Here is a 14,477-nt window from a genome sequence, read left to right on the forward strand (position 1 = left end):
CGTCCCGGCTCAGCAGCAGTAACGGGTGCGGGAGGCCGAGCAGGCGGTTCCGCACTTGCCTGAGTAGCCGGGTCCGGTCATCGTGATCTCGGACTCGATGTACATGCCGGGCAGCAGCGGGCCCACCGGGCTGTCCGGCTCGTCGCCGGCCCTCCAGGCGGCGATGATCTCCTCGGCCCTCTCGAGGGTGACGGTCATGCTTGCTCCCTTCTCGGACTTGGCGTCATCGTGCGATGGGGGCTTCATGACCGGTAGCCGCCATAACTGCGCACTTGACAGGACATTCCGGATATGAGACAGACAGGCGTGATCACCCTTTCTGTAGTCGACGATGACCGGATGCTCATCGAAGGCCTGGCCGCCTGGCTGGCCGGGGTACCCGACATCCGGCTGACCGGCCGCGCCGCCACCGTCGCCGAACTGCTCGAAACCGAGCGGTCACCGGCCGACGTGGTGCTGCTCGACCTGCTGCTCGCCGACCGCTCCGACCCCGTGCAGAACGTCCGCACCCTGGTCGGACGAGGCCGGCGCGTACTGGTCGTGAGCGTGGTGACCTCGGGCGACGTGGCCAGGCAGATGATCGACGCGGGCGCCGGCGGATACCTCACCAAGGACCACGACCTGGCCGCGCTCGTGGCCAAGGTGCGGGAGGTGGCGAAGGAGGAAGTGGCCATCTCCCGCGAACTGGCGCTCGGCTGGCTGGCCGACCGCGACGGCGACCGTCCCGTCCTGTCCCCGCAGGAGCGGGCGGTGCTGCTCGCCTACGCCTCCGGCATGACGCTCACCGCGGCCGCCCGCAGCGCCGGGGTGCAGCCGGGAACCGCCAAGAACTACCTCGAACGGGTCAAGGACAAGTACCGCAAGGCGGGACGTCCGGCGTACACGAAGCTGGAGCTCGCCACCCGTGTCAGAGAGGACGGCCTGGCCACGTGAGCTCCACGCACACGCCTTCACCCGGCGCCGTGATGACCTCCGCGCCGCCGCCCACCTCGCGCAGCCGACCGACCACGGAGGAGCGCAGCCCGTAGCCCGGCTCGACCCGGGCGGGGTCGAAGCCCTTGCCGCGGTCGACCACCCGGACGGTGATCACGCCGTCCACGGCGACGGCGGTCAGCCAGGCCTCCCGCTCACCGGAGTGCCTGGCCACGTTGTTGAGCGCCTCCGCGCAGGCCTCGGCCATGGCCATCGCCACCTCGGCGGGCGGGCCGCCGTGCCTTGCCCCGTGCGAGGCTTCGGGCGGATCGGCGGTCGAGACCGCGGGCGAGTCTTCGCCCGGGAGTGCCTCGGCGGCGTAGTGCACGCACAGGCCCAGCCCGGCCGCCCTGGCCACGGCCCTGGCCAGGCCGTTGCTCAGCCCGGTCGCCGGGCCTGCCGCGTCCTGCCTGATCAGCGTGCGCACGTAGGCCGCGTCGGCCGCGCACCTGCGCCGGACCTCCTCCGTATGGTGATCGAGCCCGCCGCGCGCGATCGCGGTCAGCGTGGCCAGCACGGTGTCGTGCAACTGCCGGTAGTGCGCCAGCCTGGCCTGCTCGGCGACGCGCTCGGCGACCCGTTCCGCCTCGGCCGCCAGCCGCTGCTCGGCCAGCCGGTCCAGGCGCGTGGCCTGGGCGGCCAGGTAGCGGCGGATGAAGAACACGATCACCGCGAACCACACGTAGCTGTTGAGCCGCACGGCCAGCTCCAGCCCGGCGGGGAAGCGCTCGCCCAGGTCGCCGGCGTGCGCGATCGCGTAGACCCCGACGGGCGGCAGCAGCGCGGTGATCTGGATCGGCCGCTCGCACACCGCGCCGATCAACGCCCCGGTCGCCAGCAGGGCGTGCGAGGACCAGTTCGTTATGCACGAGGTCGACGCGGGCACGCAGACGTCGGTCACCCCGATCATGAACACGCAGGTGGCCAGGACGTCGATCAACACGGCCCTGATGGGGAACCAGCCGCGCCGCGCGACCCAGTGGAACAGCACCACGTTCCAGGCCAGGGCCAGCGTGAGCAGCACCGCGTTGCGCGCCGGGGAGGAGAAGAGCACTTCGTGCGAGAACAGGCTCGCGCACGCCGGCAGCAGGTAGCTGAGCCGCTGCAACAGCAGCAGCATGGCGACGAATCTGCGTACCCGCTCGCCGCTCGGCATGGAGGCCAGGAACAGCGGATCGCGCCACCCGAGCGAGCCCCGCCCGCGCGGTGCGGGCTGCTCGGCGGGGTTGTGCCCGGGTGATGGCTGCATGTGAAGCGACGCCCTTCTACGGAGCCGGCTTCAAAGATCCACCGTGGCCGGTGGGGATCTCAAGGGCAGGCCGGATACGGACGTCCGAGTTCCCGCAATAGCGTCCGCTCCCTGCCCCCGGCATGCCGCCGTTCGATCAGGACGTGATCAGTGCGCTCAGGATGTGATCAGTGCACTCCGGACGCGATCAGTGCTCAGTGCACTCCGGTGAGCGCGAAGAACTCCTGCCTGGTGGCCGGGTCGTCGCGGTGCAGGCCGAGCAGCGCGGAGGTGACCGTACGGGCGCCGGCGGCCCGTACCCCGCGCAGCGACATGCACAGGTGCTCGGCCTCGAGCACCACCGCGACGCCCTTGGCGTGCAGGTTGCGCTGCAGGCAGTCGGCGACCTGCTGGGTCAGCCGCTCCTGGACGTGCAGGCCGCGCGCGTAGTGCTCGACCACCCTGGCCAGCTTCGACAGCCCGACGATCCGCTCGGCCGGCAAATAGCCGATGTGCGCCACGCCGTGGAACGGCAGCAGGTGGTGCTCGCACAGCGAGCGGAACGGCACGTCGCGGACGAGGACCAACTCGTCGTAGCCGCCCTCGTTCGGGAAGGTGGTGAGGGTGAACGGTTCGGGTTCGAGCAGTTCGGCGAACGCGCCGGCGACCCGTCTTGGGGTGTCGCGCAGGTGCGGGGACTCCACGTCCTGCCCGAGCGCGGCCAGCAGGCGGCGTACGGCGTCGGCGGCGGCGTCCAGGTCGATCGGCGCGACCTCGCGCGCCAGCCGCAGATGCGGCACCCGATGGGCTTCCGCATGAGCCACCCGATCGGCCGCCACCCGATCGGCCGCCACCCGATCGGCCGCCACCCGATCGGCCGCCGCCAGTTCGGCGGCGATCAGGTGGTGGTCCGCTTCCGCGCGCGGGTTCGCCGTGTCCACGTGCCGGTTCACCGCGATCCCGGACGGTGGGCGGCGGCGGCCAGACGCGCCAGGCAGAGCGCGCCGAGCAGCAGCCCGAAGTCGCGCAGCGCCACGTCGTAGAAGTTCCCGAGCAGCAGCAGGTTGACGATGATGCCGCCGAGCCAGGCGGCCACGAGGTAGCCGCCGAACCTGGGCAGCACCGCCACCACCAGCCCGGCGACGATCTCGATGACCCCGACGGCCAGCATGGCCTGGTGCGCGGTGCCGGGGACGATGCCGTCGATGGCCGGGGCGAGGTACTGGTCCCAGTCGGTGAGCATCCCGGCGAACTTGTCGAGCCCGAACAGGATCGGGGCGACGGTGAACCCGATGCGCAGGAGCCAGAACCCCTGCAGGGCCGGGTCGGCCTTCACCTGCTCCAGCGACGGGACGGATCTTGATACGGCGTTTCCTGCCATGACGACTCCTTCTAACGGATACAAATCTTGACGTTAGAACTGAGGTCGCATTTCGTCAATACATGTGTCCGTTAGAATGGGAGCGTCATCAGGAACCGGGAGGCAAGCGATGTCCGAGGCGTCCGACGACCGCGACGCGTCCGCCGCCGACGCTTGTGCCACCGATGCGTTCGCCGCCGACGTGGCGAGCGTCGCGGCGCTGAGCGAGCCCGTGCGCCAGGCGCTCTACGCCTACGTGGTGGCTCAGGAATACCCGGTGAGCAGGGAGAACGCGGCCGAGGGCGTAGGGGTCGCGCATCACGTCGCGAAGTTCAACCTCGACAAGCTGGTCGCCGAGGGGCTGCTCGACGTGGAGTACAGCAGGCCGCCCGGCCGGGGCGGGCCAGGCGCCGGGCGTCCGGCCAAGATGTATCGGCGGGCCGCGCGCGACATCGCGGTCACCCTGCCCGAGCGCCGCTACGACCTCGCCGGCCAGGTGCTGGCGGAGGCGGTCACCATCGCCGCCCGCGACGACGTGCCCGTCCAGGCCGCGCTCAGCACGGCCGCCAGGTCCGCAGGCCACCGCATCGGCGAAACCGCCGCCGCCCGCCGGGAGGCCGCTCCTGATCGCGAGGTCGGTACGCGGCAGGCCGTGGCCGACACGCTGGCCCGTCACGGTTACGAGCCGCGCGCCGGACACGAGGGTCTCGTCCTGGCCAACTGCCCCTTCCACCGGCTGGCCCAGAGCTACACCGAACTCGTCTGCGGCATGAACCTCGACCTGATCGACGGCGTCATCGAGCGCCTGTGCCCGGGCAGTCTGCGCGCCCGGCTGAACCCCGGCCCAGGCCGATGCTGCGTCACCATCGACGGCGAGGTCTCAAGCCCGAACGCACCCGGTGCCCTCGAACTCGGCCTCCAGGGGAGCGTAGGTGACCCGCAGGCAGACGTAGTTTCCGGCGGCAGGTCCCGACCAGACGAGCACCGGCACGTCGACGAACCCTGAGCCGGTGCAGCCGGGGCTCGACAACGTGTACCCGGCGCCGCTCGGCACGGCCGTGGCGATGAGGCAGAGATAGCCTGGCGCCGCCTGCGCGGGCGACGCCAGGACCGAGCCGGCCAGCAGGGCCGCACCGGCGATCGCGGCGAAGCGTTTGACGGTCATGTGCTGGACGGTACGAGCCGCCCCCGCCTGCTCCTAGATGCCGCCTGTCACCACCGGCTGTGGATTTCCCACACCGGTGTCACCGCCTACGGCAGGTTCAGCTCGTAGACCTTGACGGCCATCGGCCCCGCCGGGTCGTAGACGACCCGGACCGCCAGCCGGCCCTTGCCCAGCAGCTTCCACAGGTCGATGGGGTAGCACTTGACCGCGCCGAAGCCCTTCTTGGTGTACTTGTCGTGCGGGTAGCCGGCCGCCCGCTTGCCGCACTTCTTGTTGATCTGGCGGAAGTCGAGCCCCTCCGTGTAGTCGATCTTGATGGGCTTGCCGGTCTTCTTGCCCAGGTCCCAGCCCGGCAGCCCGCTCTCGCCGATCTCGCCGAGCGTCGCCTTGTGCGGGGTGAGGATCATCGCGGAGTTGCCGGACTTCTTTGCCCATCCGTACACCGTCTTGAGCCCGGCGGTGGCGTGCGTGCTCGCGGCGGTGGCGTGCGTGCCCGCGGCGGTGCCGGTGGTCGCCTGGGCGGCGGGAGCGAGGGCCGAGGCCGCCAGGAGGGTGGCGGAGGCCATTCCGATCAGTTTGCGGATCATAGATCCGGATCGTCCCATGAACCGTGCTTCCGAGGGGATCACGGATGGAACGTTCCCCGCCTCGGGCGCACCCGGGGGCTCAGCTCGCCCGGCAGTACACGTGCGTACCGGGTTCCCGTTCCGCGCGAGCCAGGTCGGCGAGACTCCGCAGGATGAGCGCGGCGGCGTCCGGCTCGATCGCGATTCCGTCGGCGGACTTCTCCTCGGCCCACCACGACGCCAGCGCGCGCACCTCGGGATCGGTCGCCGCGGCGAGGGCCTCCACCAGGGCGTCGGAGAGCAGGAAGACCGCCGCCCCCGCGTCGTTCTCCGCGACGACCTCGGGGAGATCGCGCTCCACGAGCGACTCGAACGACACCCCCGTGAGGCGGGCCTGCCAGTCCAGCAGCGCCTCCTCGGCGTCGAAGTTCCCGAAGGAGAGTGCGCGCGAGGACGCGTCAGGGTCGTGGGTGAGCGCGTCGGCGGCCCGCTCGTCCCGTGCTGCGAAGAACGTGACGATACTGCTCATCCGGCTCTCCATCTGGACGTGAGCACACCTGCCGCGGATCTCGATCTTATTGGGCGTTCTGATCCGTGGACTGGTCCATGACGTAGATGGTCGCGCCGCCCGGGTCCTGGTAGGTGGCCTGGAAGCCGCCGGGGATCTCCGTGGGGGCTTCGAGCACGGCCAGTGCCTGCGGGCGAGCGGCGTGGAAGTCCTCGACGCTGTCGACGATGAACACCGGCCCGACCGGCGCCTCGGGGTCGTGGGCGTCGAGCATGATCTGCACGTCGGTGCCCGGAAGTGCGAGCGCGACGGTCGTGTCACCCTCGCGCCAGTTCTCGGTGAAGCCGAGGCCGTCGCGGTAGAGAGCGAGCGAGGCCTTCAGGTCGGAGGTGGGGACGAACAGGAACTCGAGCTTCACGGCACATCCTTCCGGTCGTAACTGGATTTACCCAGAGCATAACGGCATTATGTACGGGTGCGCGAATGGATTCCGGTTTCGACATCCCCAAGAGGCAGGCTCGTGCTCGCCGCGGCCAAGGAGTTCGGGGCACGCCCGTTCGACGAGGTGACGGTCGCCGAGCTGGCGGCGGCCGCGAAGGTCACCACGGGGGCGCTCTACCACCACTTCGGCAGCAAGCTCGGGCTGTACACCGTCGTGCGCGAGGACGTCGAACGGCGGCTGCTGGACCGGATGGAAGGCGCCATGGCCGCCACGGGACCGGGGCCGGACCACTCGGCGGCCGTGACGTCCGCCCTGCTGGTCGGGCTGGACTTCGCGGTGCGCGAGAACTTCCTGCGCATCCTGGGAGAGCCGCCGCAGGACACCGAGCCCGACCGGCTGGCCGAGCTGCTCGAACGCAGCGCCGCCCCGTCCTCGGCTTCGACGCCGCCGCTGCTCGGGCGGCTGCTCGCGGCGGCCTGGCGCGCGGCGTTGACGGCGGTGGCGGAAGGCGCGGAGCCGGCACACGCCCGCGCCGCCCTCGCCGCCTTCCGCCTCCACACGCTCTGACCTGCCCGATACCGCCGCGCGTCGTCCCACGCCGGTTCGTCCGGGCGGCCGGTCACGTCCTGTGCGGCGGCGGGGGTCGCCGCCCCGGTCAGCAGCGCGGCCGCCGGCGCCGCGACTCCGACGCGCCGTATGGCCCTGGGGTACAGGTGTTCATGATTCCTCGATTCGCTGTCGTGCTCGGGTCGGGGCGTCTCGGGTCAGGCGGCGTCGATGGCTTCAGTGATTTTGCGTGCCATCTCGGTGGCGGTGGGGTTGGGGTTGCCCTGGCCGGCGGCTTCGATGGCGATGAGGATGGTGCGGCGGAAGTTGTCGGCCTCGTCCGGGGCCTGCTGCTTGAGCAGGCCCACGGACTCGGTCAGGGCCGGCAGCACCAGGTCGGCCAGCTCGGCGACCGTCTTGCCCCACTTCACGCCCTTGGGCGCCTTGGCCAGCACGTGCCCGACCGCGCCGGTCGCGGACATCAGCGCGATGGAGCCCTCGGTGGCGGCCTTGTGGGCCGAGTTCCCGGCGCTGGCGGCGGAGATCAGGGAGACGGCGCCCCACGCGGCGGTGCGGAGGGTGAGCTTGTCCTGGTCGGTGAGGGCGATGGCGGTGATCATGTGATGCTCTCCTTCGATCGTCATGACGAGCGGTCGCCCGGCCGGCCTCGTGGCCGCCTTCGTTCAACCGCTCACATCACTTACGATCTCCGGGCGCTCTGATACGCGGCCGTCGCCGTACTGACGCGGCCGCTGACACGAGTGGCGTGACATCAGCGCGCGAGGGAGTCGGGTTCCGGGCGGGCATCACGTCGAACGGCGCCGCGCGCCCAGGTGCGAGCCCGACTGACGGCCGCCCCGGTGGACGCCGCGTCAGCGGGACTCGCCGGCTCCGCGACCCGCCGCCCGGCGTCGGCGGCGGTGTCGGATCACGATCGCGGCCACGGTGAACAGCACCAGGATCGCGAGCAGCGCCCAGGAGAACCGTCCCAGAAGCCGCTCCAGATGAGTGGCCGACGCCCCGGCGAACGCGCCCAGGCCGACGTACACCCCCGACCACAACAACGAGCCCGTCAGCGAGGCGGGGAGGAACCGCCGGTACGGCACCCGCGCCGCCCCGGCGGCGGCGGGCGTGAGCGTGCGGACGATCGGAATCAGCCGGGTGACGAACACCGCCGCCGCGCCGTGTCGGTGGAGCGCGGCGGTCGCGCGATCCCAGTGACGCACGCCGAGCCGGCGCACCACCCGGGTGTCGCGCATGCGACCGGCGTACCTGCGGCCGAGGCCGTAGCCGACGTGGTCGCCGGCCGTCACCCCCAGCGCCACGATCAGCAGCATGGCGGCGAACCGCACGGGGGTCGTGGCGGCGACCCCGAGCAGCAGCACCCCGGTCTCTCCCGGGACGACCGAGCCCACCCCCAACCCGGACTCGGCGAACGCCATGACCCCGGCCACCAGCCCGAGCAGGGGGAAGGGCAGGTCGCCCAAGGCCCGAACGCCGTCAATGATCCAGTCCACCCCGTACCCCCCGGCTTCACATGATCCCAGCAGCCTGGCGGAACCGGGACAAATGTCAGTTACGTGGTCCGAGGAACAGGCCGCCACTGGCGTCGACGACCTGGCCGGTGATCCAGCGGGCGGCGTCGGAGGCGAGGAACGCGACCACGTCGGCGACGTCGCCGTCCTCGCCGAGGCGGTCGAGCGCCGTCGATCCGGCGATGAAGTCGGCCAGGCCCGGCGCCTCGAAGACGGCGGCGTTGGCGGGAGTCCGGGTGGCGCCGGGGGCGACCGCGTTCACCGTGATCCCCCTGACCCCGAGCTCGTTGGCCAGGGTCAGGCTCATGGTCTCGATCGCGCCCTTGGTCATGGCGAAGGACGTCTGGGCGGGGTTGGCCATGCGGGTCGCGACGGACGAGATCGTGATGATCCGGCCGCCGTCGCGCAGCAGCGGCAACGCTCGCTGGATGATGAAGTACGGCGCCCGCACGTTCACCGCGAAGAGGTGGTCGAACTCGGCCCGGGTCGTGACTCCCAGCGGGCCGGCGGGCTGCGCGGCCGCGTTGTTGACGACGATGTCGAGCGGCCGTCCGGCCAGGCCCGACTCGACGCCCGCGAAGAGCTTCTCGACGTCGCCGTCCGTGCCCAGCTCCGCCTGGACGGCGAAGGCGGTTCCGCCGCCGCGCTCGATCTCGGCGACCGTGGAAGCCGCGCCGTCCTCGTCCGTGCCGAAGTGCACGATCACCGTCGCCCCCGCAGCTGCCAGCCGGGTCGCGATCGCCCGGCCGATGCCGCGCGACGCGCCGGTCACCAGGGCCGTCCTGCCGATCAGATCGCTCATGTCGCCTGCTCCCATCTGTTAGTGACTACCAACTTGGTAGTCTCTATCAAGGTGGTAGTGTCTACCACATGCCTGATCAGCACTCAACCCTGCGAGCGCGCCGACGAGCCCAGACACAGCGGGCGATCCAGGCGCACGCGATACGGCTGTTCAGCGAGCGCGGTTACGACACCACGACCATGAACGACGTCGCCGAGGCCGCCGGGGTGTCACCCATGACCGTCTACCGGCACTTCCCCACCAAGGAGGACCTCGTCCTGGTCGATCAGGTCGGTGCGCTCATCGCCGAGCGGATCGCCGCCTCGCCCGCGGATCGGCCCCTGGTCCGGCGCATCGGCGGCGCGCTCGTCGACGTGGCAGCCGCTCTGACCGGCGACGGCATGGCGGCGGATCGGGAGTTCCTGCTCGTCCGCCTGCGGCTCATGATCTCGACGCCCGCCCTGCGCGCCAAGCACCTGGACAACCAGTACGCACTCCAGCAGGCCATCGTCGGCGCCCTGGGGGACGAGGCCGCCGATCCCGATACGGCGTTCCAGGCCGAGGCGGCGGCCAGCGCCTGCCTGGCCGCCCTGCACACGGCGCTGGTGCGCTGGGCCGCGGACGACGGGCGGAGCGACCTGCCGCACCTGATCGGCACGGCGCTCATGGCCGTCTTCGGCGACGACGTCGTCGGCCGCCCGTGATGTCGGTAATGACCATGGAATGCCGGTGCGCTTCGCTAAGCTCTCCAACGGCAAGGCTGTAGCGCAGAGGTCGTCGCGCCTTACAGCGGGTTGGAGGACGTCGGTTCGAATCCGACCAGCCTTGCCCCGAATCGTGGGGGTGTGGATGCCGTTCGTCGAGCCCGGCCCGGCCGTGGCGCCGCCGGCCGGCTCGGGAGCCCGCCCCGACCTGGCCGAGATCGAGACGTGCCTGCGGGTGCTGGCCCAGGCCCGCGCGGCCGATCCGGCCGACGCCCGATGGGCCGACGTGCACGAGGCGGCGGCGCAGCTGTACCGGGCGGGGAAGAAGACCAGGAAGGCGGCGCGGCACGCCGAGCGCAGGCGGCACGACCACGAGGCCACGGCGGCGTCGGCGCGTTACCGGGAGCAGGACCCGGCCCCCGTCCCGGAGGCGGCGTCCACGGACCGCCGGGATCCGGCGGGTGTCGCGGAGGCGGCATCGACGGGCCTGCTGATGGGCACGCGACGCTGTTACGTCTGCAAGTCCGCCTACCAGCGGGTCCATCCGGACTACCACCTGCTGTGCCCGGAGTGCGCCGAGGAGAACCTGGCCCGCCGGCACGCCCGCTGCGATCTGCGCGGCCGCCGTGCGGTCGTGACCGGAGGGCGGGTGAAGATCGGCTTCCAGCTCGCGCTGAAGCTGCTGCGCGACGGTGCGGACGTCCTGGTCACCACCCGCTTCCCCCGGGATGCCGCCCGCCGGCTCGCGGCCGTGCCCGACGCCGGGGACTGGCTGGACCGGGTGCACGTCCACGGGGTCGACCTGCTCGACCTGGCGGCCGTCGCGGGGCTGCTGGAGTCCGTCCAGCGGCGGTTCGGCCATCTCGACATCCTGGTCAACAACGCGGCCCAGACGATCCGCAGGCCCGCCGCCTACCACCGGGAGGTACGCGCCGCCGAGCGCGTGCCGTTGAAAGGCCTGGCGACCCGGATCGACGTATCAGACCTGACGGCCGTGCCCGCCGCCGGCGCGCGGCTGGAGCTCGCGCCCGCGGACGACACCCGCCGGGCCGTCCAGCGGCGGGACGCCGTGGAGGCGCTGTTCCCCGCAGGCCGGACCGACGAGACCGGCCAGCCGCTGGACCTGCGCGACCGCAACAGCTGGAGCCTACGGCTGCACGAGGTCGACCCGGCAGAATGGCTGGAGGTCCAGCTGGTGAACTCGTTCGCGCCGTTCCTGCTGACGTCCAGGCTGCGCGGTTCGCTGGAGGCCTCGCCGTGGCCGGACCGGTACGTCGTGCAGGTCTCGGCGATGGAAGGCAGCTTCTCCCGCGCGCAGAAGACCGTCCGCCACCCGCACACCAACATGGCCAAGGCCGCACTGAACATGCTGACCCGCACCGCCGCCGCCGACTACGCGGCCTCGGGCATCCACATGAACAGCGTCGACACCGGCTGGGTCACCGACGAACGCCCGCATCCCGACAAGAGCGCGCAACGCGAGGCGGGGTTCCGGCCGCCGCTGGACGTCATCGACGGCGCCGCCCGCGTCTACGACCCGATCGTGCGCGGCGTGGGCGGCGACCGGGTGTCCGGCCTGTTCTTGAAGGACTACCGACCGGTGGATTGGTGATGATGGAGCCGACGCCCGTACGCTGCCCCGCGATCGAGCACGCCGACGTGCCGCCGGCCGCTCTCGCGGACCTGGATCCGCTGGTCGCCCGGCTGGCCGCGGCGACCCCGGTGGCGGCCGACGAGACCTTCCCGCTGGGCACCCTGCGGCCGGACGGCCGGGTCGACCTGTGCAAGCAGGGCCTCGGACCGGCCGGCACGGCCCGGCTGCTCCCGGCCGCGGTGGCCTCGCCGCACGCCGTCCACCTGCTGCTGGGCACGAACGCCATCGGGAACGACGGCGCCAGGACCATCGCCGACGCGCTCGTTCCCGGCCACCGCGTGCGGACCCTCTACCTCGGCTGCAACCGCATCGCCGCGGCAGGCGCCGCGGCGCTCGCCGACCGGCTGGCCACGGACACCACCGTGCGCGCCGTGTGGCTCAAACGGAACCCGGTGGGCGACGACGGAGTTCGCGCACTCGCCGCGATGTTGCGCCGCAACACCACGATCCGCACGCTCGACCTGGTCAACACCGGGCTCACGCGGGAAGGGCTGCACGCGCTGCTGACGGTGCTCGCCGAGCGGCCGAACCCGGTAGAACGGCTGTTCCTGGGCGGCAACGGGCTGGGCGCGGAGTCCGGCGACCTGCTGGCCGCGCTGATCAGCGACGCCGGGGTGCGCGAGCTCTACCTCCCGGCCAACCACCTCGGCGACGCCGGTGCGGCCAGGCTCGCGGCCGTGGCCGACCCGGCCCGGCCGGTGCGCCTGGGCCTCGGCGGCAACGGCATCGGACCGGCGGGCGCCCGCGCGCTGGCCGGCGCGCTCGGCGGCATCGAGGCACTCGATCTCGGACGTCCGCCGTCGGAGCGCAGCCTCGGCGCGCCCGCCAACGAAACCGGCGACACGGGCGCGGCCGCGCTGGCCGAGGCCCTGCCCGGCAGCCCGCTCCGACGGCTGGAACTGCGCAGGACCGGGATCACCGGCCGTGGCGCCAAGGCCCTGCTGGCCGCCATCCCCGACGACACCCGGCTGGAATACGTCGGGCTCGGCCCCGGCGTGCCCCGCCGGACGAAGCGGGCGCTGGCGCCGCGGCTCCGTCCCGCCGACCGGACACATCCGGACCTGCACGCGATCGGCAGCCTCTACCGATGAGCGCGACGCCCCCACCGGCTCGACCGGCGTCCGATTCGTACCCGCCGCACGAGGCGGCGCGGTTACGGCGGATCCGGCGGTACGCGGTGCCACCGTGGATGATCGACCGGGCGACCGAGCGACGGCTCGCCGGTGACTGGCGTGGCGCCTGCGCCGCCGCGAACGTCGACGTCACCTTCGACCTGGCCGACCTCGCGAACAGCCATGGCGACGCCGTCGCCGCGGCGATCGAGGACGACCTGCGCCACTTCGCCCCGGACCTGCTGCGCTGGCACCTGCCCCGGCTGGACCGGGGACGCATCACGATCGTGCCCGACCAGGTGATTCTCCTGGGACGGCCGGGCGACGATCCGGACGCGCCCTGCCTGTACCTCCGGACGCCCCGCTGGATGGCCCACGGCCCGCAGCGGCTGCGGCTGCAGGTGGGAGAGGTCCATCGCCAGGAGATCTATCTGGAGACCGACTGGACCTACAGCGCGTTCTGGCGCAACGTCGTCCAGGACTGGAGTTCCTCGCGTCACCTGTGGGACGCGCGCCATACCGGTGAGCTGCGAGAACGCTGCGGCGGAGACAAGGCGCGGGCGCCGTTCCTGCACGGCGACGGCACCCCGCGCGGTGCGGGCGAGCTGCCCGCGGCCGACCCGGGACACGGCGACCCGGCGGCGTTCGCCGAGTGGGTCACGCTGCTGCACGAACGCGGCGAGGTCGAAGCGGCGTTCGCGGCCGCCGGCATCGAGCTGGACACCGCGCTCGTCGCGGTCGAGCCCTACTACGAGCTGGAACCCCTCGATCCGCGCGACGTGCTCGCGCGGATGCCCATCGACGTGGCCCGGCTGGCGTCGGAGGTCCGCCGCCTCGCGGCCGCGACGGGAACCGGCCGTTTCTGGCTGCCCTACCGGCAGTACGCGGCGATCCTCTTCGAGACCGACGGCCCCGATTCCGAGACCGGCGGGCCCGGTTTCGAGCCCGGCGGCCCCGATGCGGGGTTGCGCGTGCGGTTCGTCGAGTTCGAGATGGGCACGGAGCCGGCGGACCTGGTGCTCCCCGAGGCGTGCTGGCGCCGCCTGCCCGACCTCGACCTGCTGCGCGACGGCCACCCGCCGGAGCGGCTGCATCCGCTCGTCCACGAGGCGCTGTTCCCGGACCGGGCCCTGGACGAGGCTCCCCCGGACGAACCGGAACCCCCGCGGCCGGTCCGGGTCCGCTGCCGCGGCGAGTGGCACGAGGTGTCCTTCCGCGACGGCGTCCTGCACATTCCGCACAGCGAGCAGGAGCAGCAGCGGGAGAGCGCCATGCGGGTGTTCGGCGGCGCGATCGCCGGTTGCTTCGCCGCGCGGCACGCCTGGACGTCAGGAACAGGACGGCTGCCCAAAGCCCTGCGCCAGCAGCGAAGCGAGCTGTTCACCCGGGCGCAGCACGGCGACCTGCCCGGAGTCCTGCGGCTGCTGGACGCCGGCCTGGACCCGCGCGTCCGTGACGACCGGCAGCGCACCCTGCTCCACCTGCTGCACCTGCTCGACCCCGGCGTCGACCCGAGCGTGCGCGGCACTCTGCGGCAGGAGGCGGCGCACCGGCTGCGCCACCTCGGCCACGACGGCCTGCTCGGCCGGCTGCTGGCGGCGGGCCTGGACATCGACGCCACGGACGAGAGCCGGCGCACGCCGCTGTTCGCCGCGATCTGCGGAGACGGCTCGGTGGCGCTCATCGAGGCGCTGCTCACCGCGGGGGCCAGGATCGACCTCTGCGGTGAGATCCACGACGAGCCCGTCTCGCTGCACCGCCTGATCAGCTGGCTCGAACGCGACGACCTGCACTTCATCGTCGACCGGATCGAACGCGAGCATCCGGAGCTCGCCGAGGAAGAGTGAACGCCGCCGGCGCGCCCGCTGAACGAAACGCCGTCAGCGCACCCGCTGCGCGACGGG

The 14,477-nt window shown here is 72.3% G+C and carries 17 protein-coding genes and 1 tRNA gene; 8 read left to right on the plus strand and 10 right to left on the minus strand.

Annotated elements, in window-relative coordinates:
• Window positions 1–9 precede the first annotated feature (9 nt).
• Complete coding sequence (locus HII36_RS03200) at window positions 10–198, minus strand: DUF6229 family protein (protein ID WP_173521504.1); 189 nt, start codon at window positions 196–198, stop codon at window positions 10–12.
• 93 nt (window positions 199–291) lie between these two features.
• Between HII36_RS03200 and HII36_RS03205 the strand changes: the two genes are divergently transcribed.
• Entirely contained in the window at window positions 292–933 is a 642-nt protein-coding gene (locus tag HII36_RS03205) for a response regulator (RefSeq protein ID WP_268959436.1), read from the plus strand.
• On the opposite strand, the gene HII36_RS03210 is transcribed toward HII36_RS03205, so the two are convergent.
• The 3 genes from HII36_RS03210 to HII36_RS03220 all read right to left on the minus strand — a co-directional run bounded on the left by HII36_RS03210 (window position 908) and on the right by HII36_RS03220 (window position 3,581).
• A complete protein-coding gene (locus HII36_RS03210; protein WP_173521505.1) occupies window positions 908–2,221 on the minus strand; it encodes a sensor histidine kinase in 1,314 nt (437 codons plus the stop codon). The two genes, HII36_RS03205 and HII36_RS03210, sit on opposite strands and share 26 nt — an antisense overlap.
• A gap of 194 nt (window positions 2,222–2,415) precedes the next feature.
• Window positions 2,416–3,153, minus strand: a complete 738-nt coding sequence (gene folE, locus HII36_RS03215; protein ID WP_328807569.1) for a GTP cyclohydrolase I FolE — start codon at window positions 3,151–3,153, stop codon at window positions 2,416–2,418.
• Window positions 3,150–3,581, minus strand: coding sequence for a hypothetical protein (locus tag HII36_RS03220; RefSeq protein WP_173521506.1), 432 nt, complete (start codon window positions 3,579–3,581; stop codon window positions 3,150–3,152). Before HII36_RS03220 ends, folE begins: the two co-directional genes overlap by 4 nt.
• A 109-nt stretch (window positions 3,582–3,690) precedes the next feature.
• Here HII36_RS03220 and HII36_RS03225 point away from each other — a divergent pair, with 109 nt between their 5' ends.
• On the plus strand, window positions 3,691–4,566 hold the full coding sequence (locus tag HII36_RS03225) for a helix-turn-helix transcriptional regulator (protein ID WP_217369112.1): 876 nt from the start codon (window positions 3,691–3,693) through the stop codon (window positions 4,564–4,566).
• A gap of 245 nt (window positions 4,567–4,811) precedes the next feature.
• Here the strand turns inward: HII36_RS03225 and HII36_RS03230 are convergent, their stop codons facing one another.
• From HII36_RS03230 to HII36_RS03240, 3 genes are all read right to left on the minus strand, one after another.
• Window positions 4,812–5,312: a hypothetical protein gene (locus HII36_RS03230; RefSeq protein ID WP_173521507.1), complete on the minus strand. Its 501-nt coding sequence runs from the start codon at window positions 5,310–5,312 to the stop codon at window positions 4,812–4,814.
• Window positions 5,313–5,391: 79 nt separating this feature from the next.
• Window positions 5,392–5,820 carry a hypothetical protein gene (locus HII36_RS03235; RefSeq protein WP_173521508.1) on the minus strand — a complete coding sequence of 143 codons (429 nt, stop codon included), beginning with the start codon at window positions 5,818–5,820 and terminating at the stop codon, window positions 5,392–5,394.
• A gap of 46 nt (window positions 5,821–5,866) precedes the next feature.
• The gene (locus tag HII36_RS03240) at window positions 5,867–6,217 is read right to left on the minus strand and encodes a VOC family protein (RefSeq protein ID WP_173521509.1); all 351 of its coding nucleotides are present in this window, start codon (window positions 6,215–6,217) and stop codon (window positions 5,867–5,869) included.
• Window positions 6,218–6,274: 57 nt separating this feature from the next.
• Here HII36_RS03240 and HII36_RS03245 point away from each other — a divergent pair, with 57 nt between their 5' ends.
• A complete protein-coding gene (locus tag HII36_RS03245) occupies window positions 6,275–6,808 on the plus strand; it encodes a TetR/AcrR family transcriptional regulator (RefSeq protein WP_173521510.1) in 534 nt (177 codons plus the stop codon).
• 197 nt (window positions 6,809–7,005) lie between these two features.
• Here HII36_RS03245 and HII36_RS03250 read toward each other — a convergent pair whose 3' ends face one another.
• From HII36_RS03250 to HII36_RS03260, 3 genes are all read right to left on the minus strand, one after another.
• Window positions 7,006–7,407 carry a hypothetical protein gene (locus HII36_RS03250; RefSeq protein ID WP_173521511.1) on the minus strand — a complete coding sequence of 134 codons (402 nt, stop codon included), beginning with the start codon at window positions 7,405–7,407 and terminating at the stop codon, window positions 7,006–7,008.
• 252 nt (window positions 7,408–7,659) lie between these two features.
• A complete protein-coding gene (locus HII36_RS03255; RefSeq protein WP_328807570.1) occupies window positions 7,660–8,304 on the minus strand; it encodes a DedA family protein in 645 nt (214 codons plus the stop codon).
• Window positions 8,305–8,359: 55 nt separating this feature from the next.
• A complete protein-coding gene (locus HII36_RS03260; protein ID WP_173521512.1) occupies window positions 8,360–9,124 on the minus strand; it encodes an SDR family oxidoreductase in 765 nt (254 codons plus the stop codon).
• A 68-nt stretch (window positions 9,125–9,192) separates the two neighbouring features.
• On the opposite strand from HII36_RS03260, the gene HII36_RS03265 reads away from it, so the two are divergent.
• From HII36_RS03265 to HII36_RS03285, 5 genes are all read left to right on the plus strand, one after another.
• Window positions 9,193–9,807 carry a TetR/AcrR family transcriptional regulator gene (locus tag HII36_RS03265; RefSeq protein WP_173521513.1) on the plus strand — a complete coding sequence of 205 codons (615 nt, stop codon included), beginning with the start codon at window positions 9,193–9,195 and terminating at the stop codon, window positions 9,805–9,807.
• A gap of 52 nt (window positions 9,808–9,859) precedes the next feature.
• A tRNA-OTHER gene (locus HII36_RS03270) sits at window positions 9,860–9,931 on the plus strand.
• A gap of 21 nt (window positions 9,932–9,952) precedes the next feature.
• Window positions 9,953–11,419 (plus strand): SDR family NAD(P)-dependent oxidoreductase, encoded by a 1,467-nt coding sequence (locus HII36_RS03275; RefSeq protein ID WP_173521514.1) that lies wholly within the window; start codon window positions 9,953–9,955, stop codon window positions 11,417–11,419.
• On the plus strand, window positions 11,419–12,552 hold the full coding sequence (locus HII36_RS03280; protein WP_173521515.1) for a leucine-rich repeat domain-containing protein: 1,134 nt from the start codon (window positions 11,419–11,421) through the stop codon (window positions 12,550–12,552). The genes HII36_RS03275 and HII36_RS03280 overlap by 1 nt, the downstream gene beginning before the upstream one ends.
• Window positions 12,549–14,420, plus strand: coding sequence for an ankyrin repeat domain-containing protein (locus HII36_RS03285; RefSeq protein ID WP_173521516.1), 1,872 nt, complete (start codon window positions 12,549–12,551; stop codon window positions 14,418–14,420). The genes HII36_RS03280 and HII36_RS03285 overlap by 4 nt, the downstream gene beginning before the upstream one ends.
• The last annotated feature ends 57 nt before the right edge of the window (window positions 14,421–14,477 follow it).

Source organism: Nonomuraea antri, assembly GCF_013283785.1.
Classification (GTDB): Bacteria; Actinomycetota; Actinomycetes; order Streptosporangiales; family Streptosporangiaceae; genus Nonomuraea; species Nonomuraea antri.

Excerpts from the sequence above, each read along its gene's own strand:
- HII36_RS03200 (WP_173521504.1), bottom strand. The coding sequence starts at position 198 with ATGACCGTCACCCTCGAGAGGGCCGAGGAGATCATCGCCGCCTGGAGG.
- HII36_RS03205 (WP_268959436.1), top strand. The coding sequence starts at position 292 with ATGAGACAGACAGGCGTGATCACCCTTTCTGTAGTCGACGATGACCGG.
- HII36_RS03210 (WP_173521505.1), bottom strand. The coding sequence starts at position 2,221 with ATGCAGCCATCACCCGGGCACAACCCCGCCGAGCAGCCCGCACCGCGC.
- HII36_RS03220 (WP_173521506.1), bottom strand. The coding sequence starts at position 3,581 with ATGGCAGGAAACGCCGTATCAAGATCCGTCCCGTCGCTGGAGCAGGTG.
- HII36_RS03225 (WP_217369112.1), top strand. The coding sequence starts at position 3,691 with ATGTCCGAGGCGTCCGACGACCGCGACGCGTCCGCCGCCGACGCTTGT.
- HII36_RS03230 (WP_173521507.1), bottom strand. The coding sequence starts at position 5,312 with ATGATCCGCAAACTGATCGGAATGGCCTCCGCCACCCTCCTGGCGGCC.
- HII36_RS03235 (WP_173521508.1), bottom strand. The coding sequence starts at position 5,820 with ATGAGCAGTATCGTCACGTTCTTCGCAGCACGGGACGAGCGGGCCGCC.
- HII36_RS03250 (WP_173521511.1), bottom strand. The coding sequence starts at position 7,407 with ATGATCACCGCCATCGCCCTCACCGACCAGGACAAGCTCACCCTCCGC.
- HII36_RS03260 (WP_173521512.1), bottom strand. The coding sequence starts at position 9,124 with ATGAGCGATCTGATCGGCAGGACGGCCCTGGTGACCGGCGCGTCGCGC.
- HII36_RS03265 (WP_173521513.1), top strand. The coding sequence starts at position 9,193 with ATGCCTGATCAGCACTCAACCCTGCGAGCGCGCCGACGAGCCCAGACA.
- HII36_RS03275 (WP_173521514.1), top strand. The coding sequence starts at position 9,953 with ATGCCGTTCGTCGAGCCCGGCCCGGCCGTGGCGCCGCCGGCCGGCTCG.
- HII36_RS03280 (WP_173521515.1), top strand. The coding sequence starts at position 11,419 with ATGATGGAGCCGACGCCCGTACGCTGCCCCGCGATCGAGCACGCCGAC.
- HII36_RS03285 (WP_173521516.1), top strand. The coding sequence starts at position 12,549 with ATGAGCGCGACGCCCCCACCGGCTCGACCGGCGTCCGATTCGTACCCG.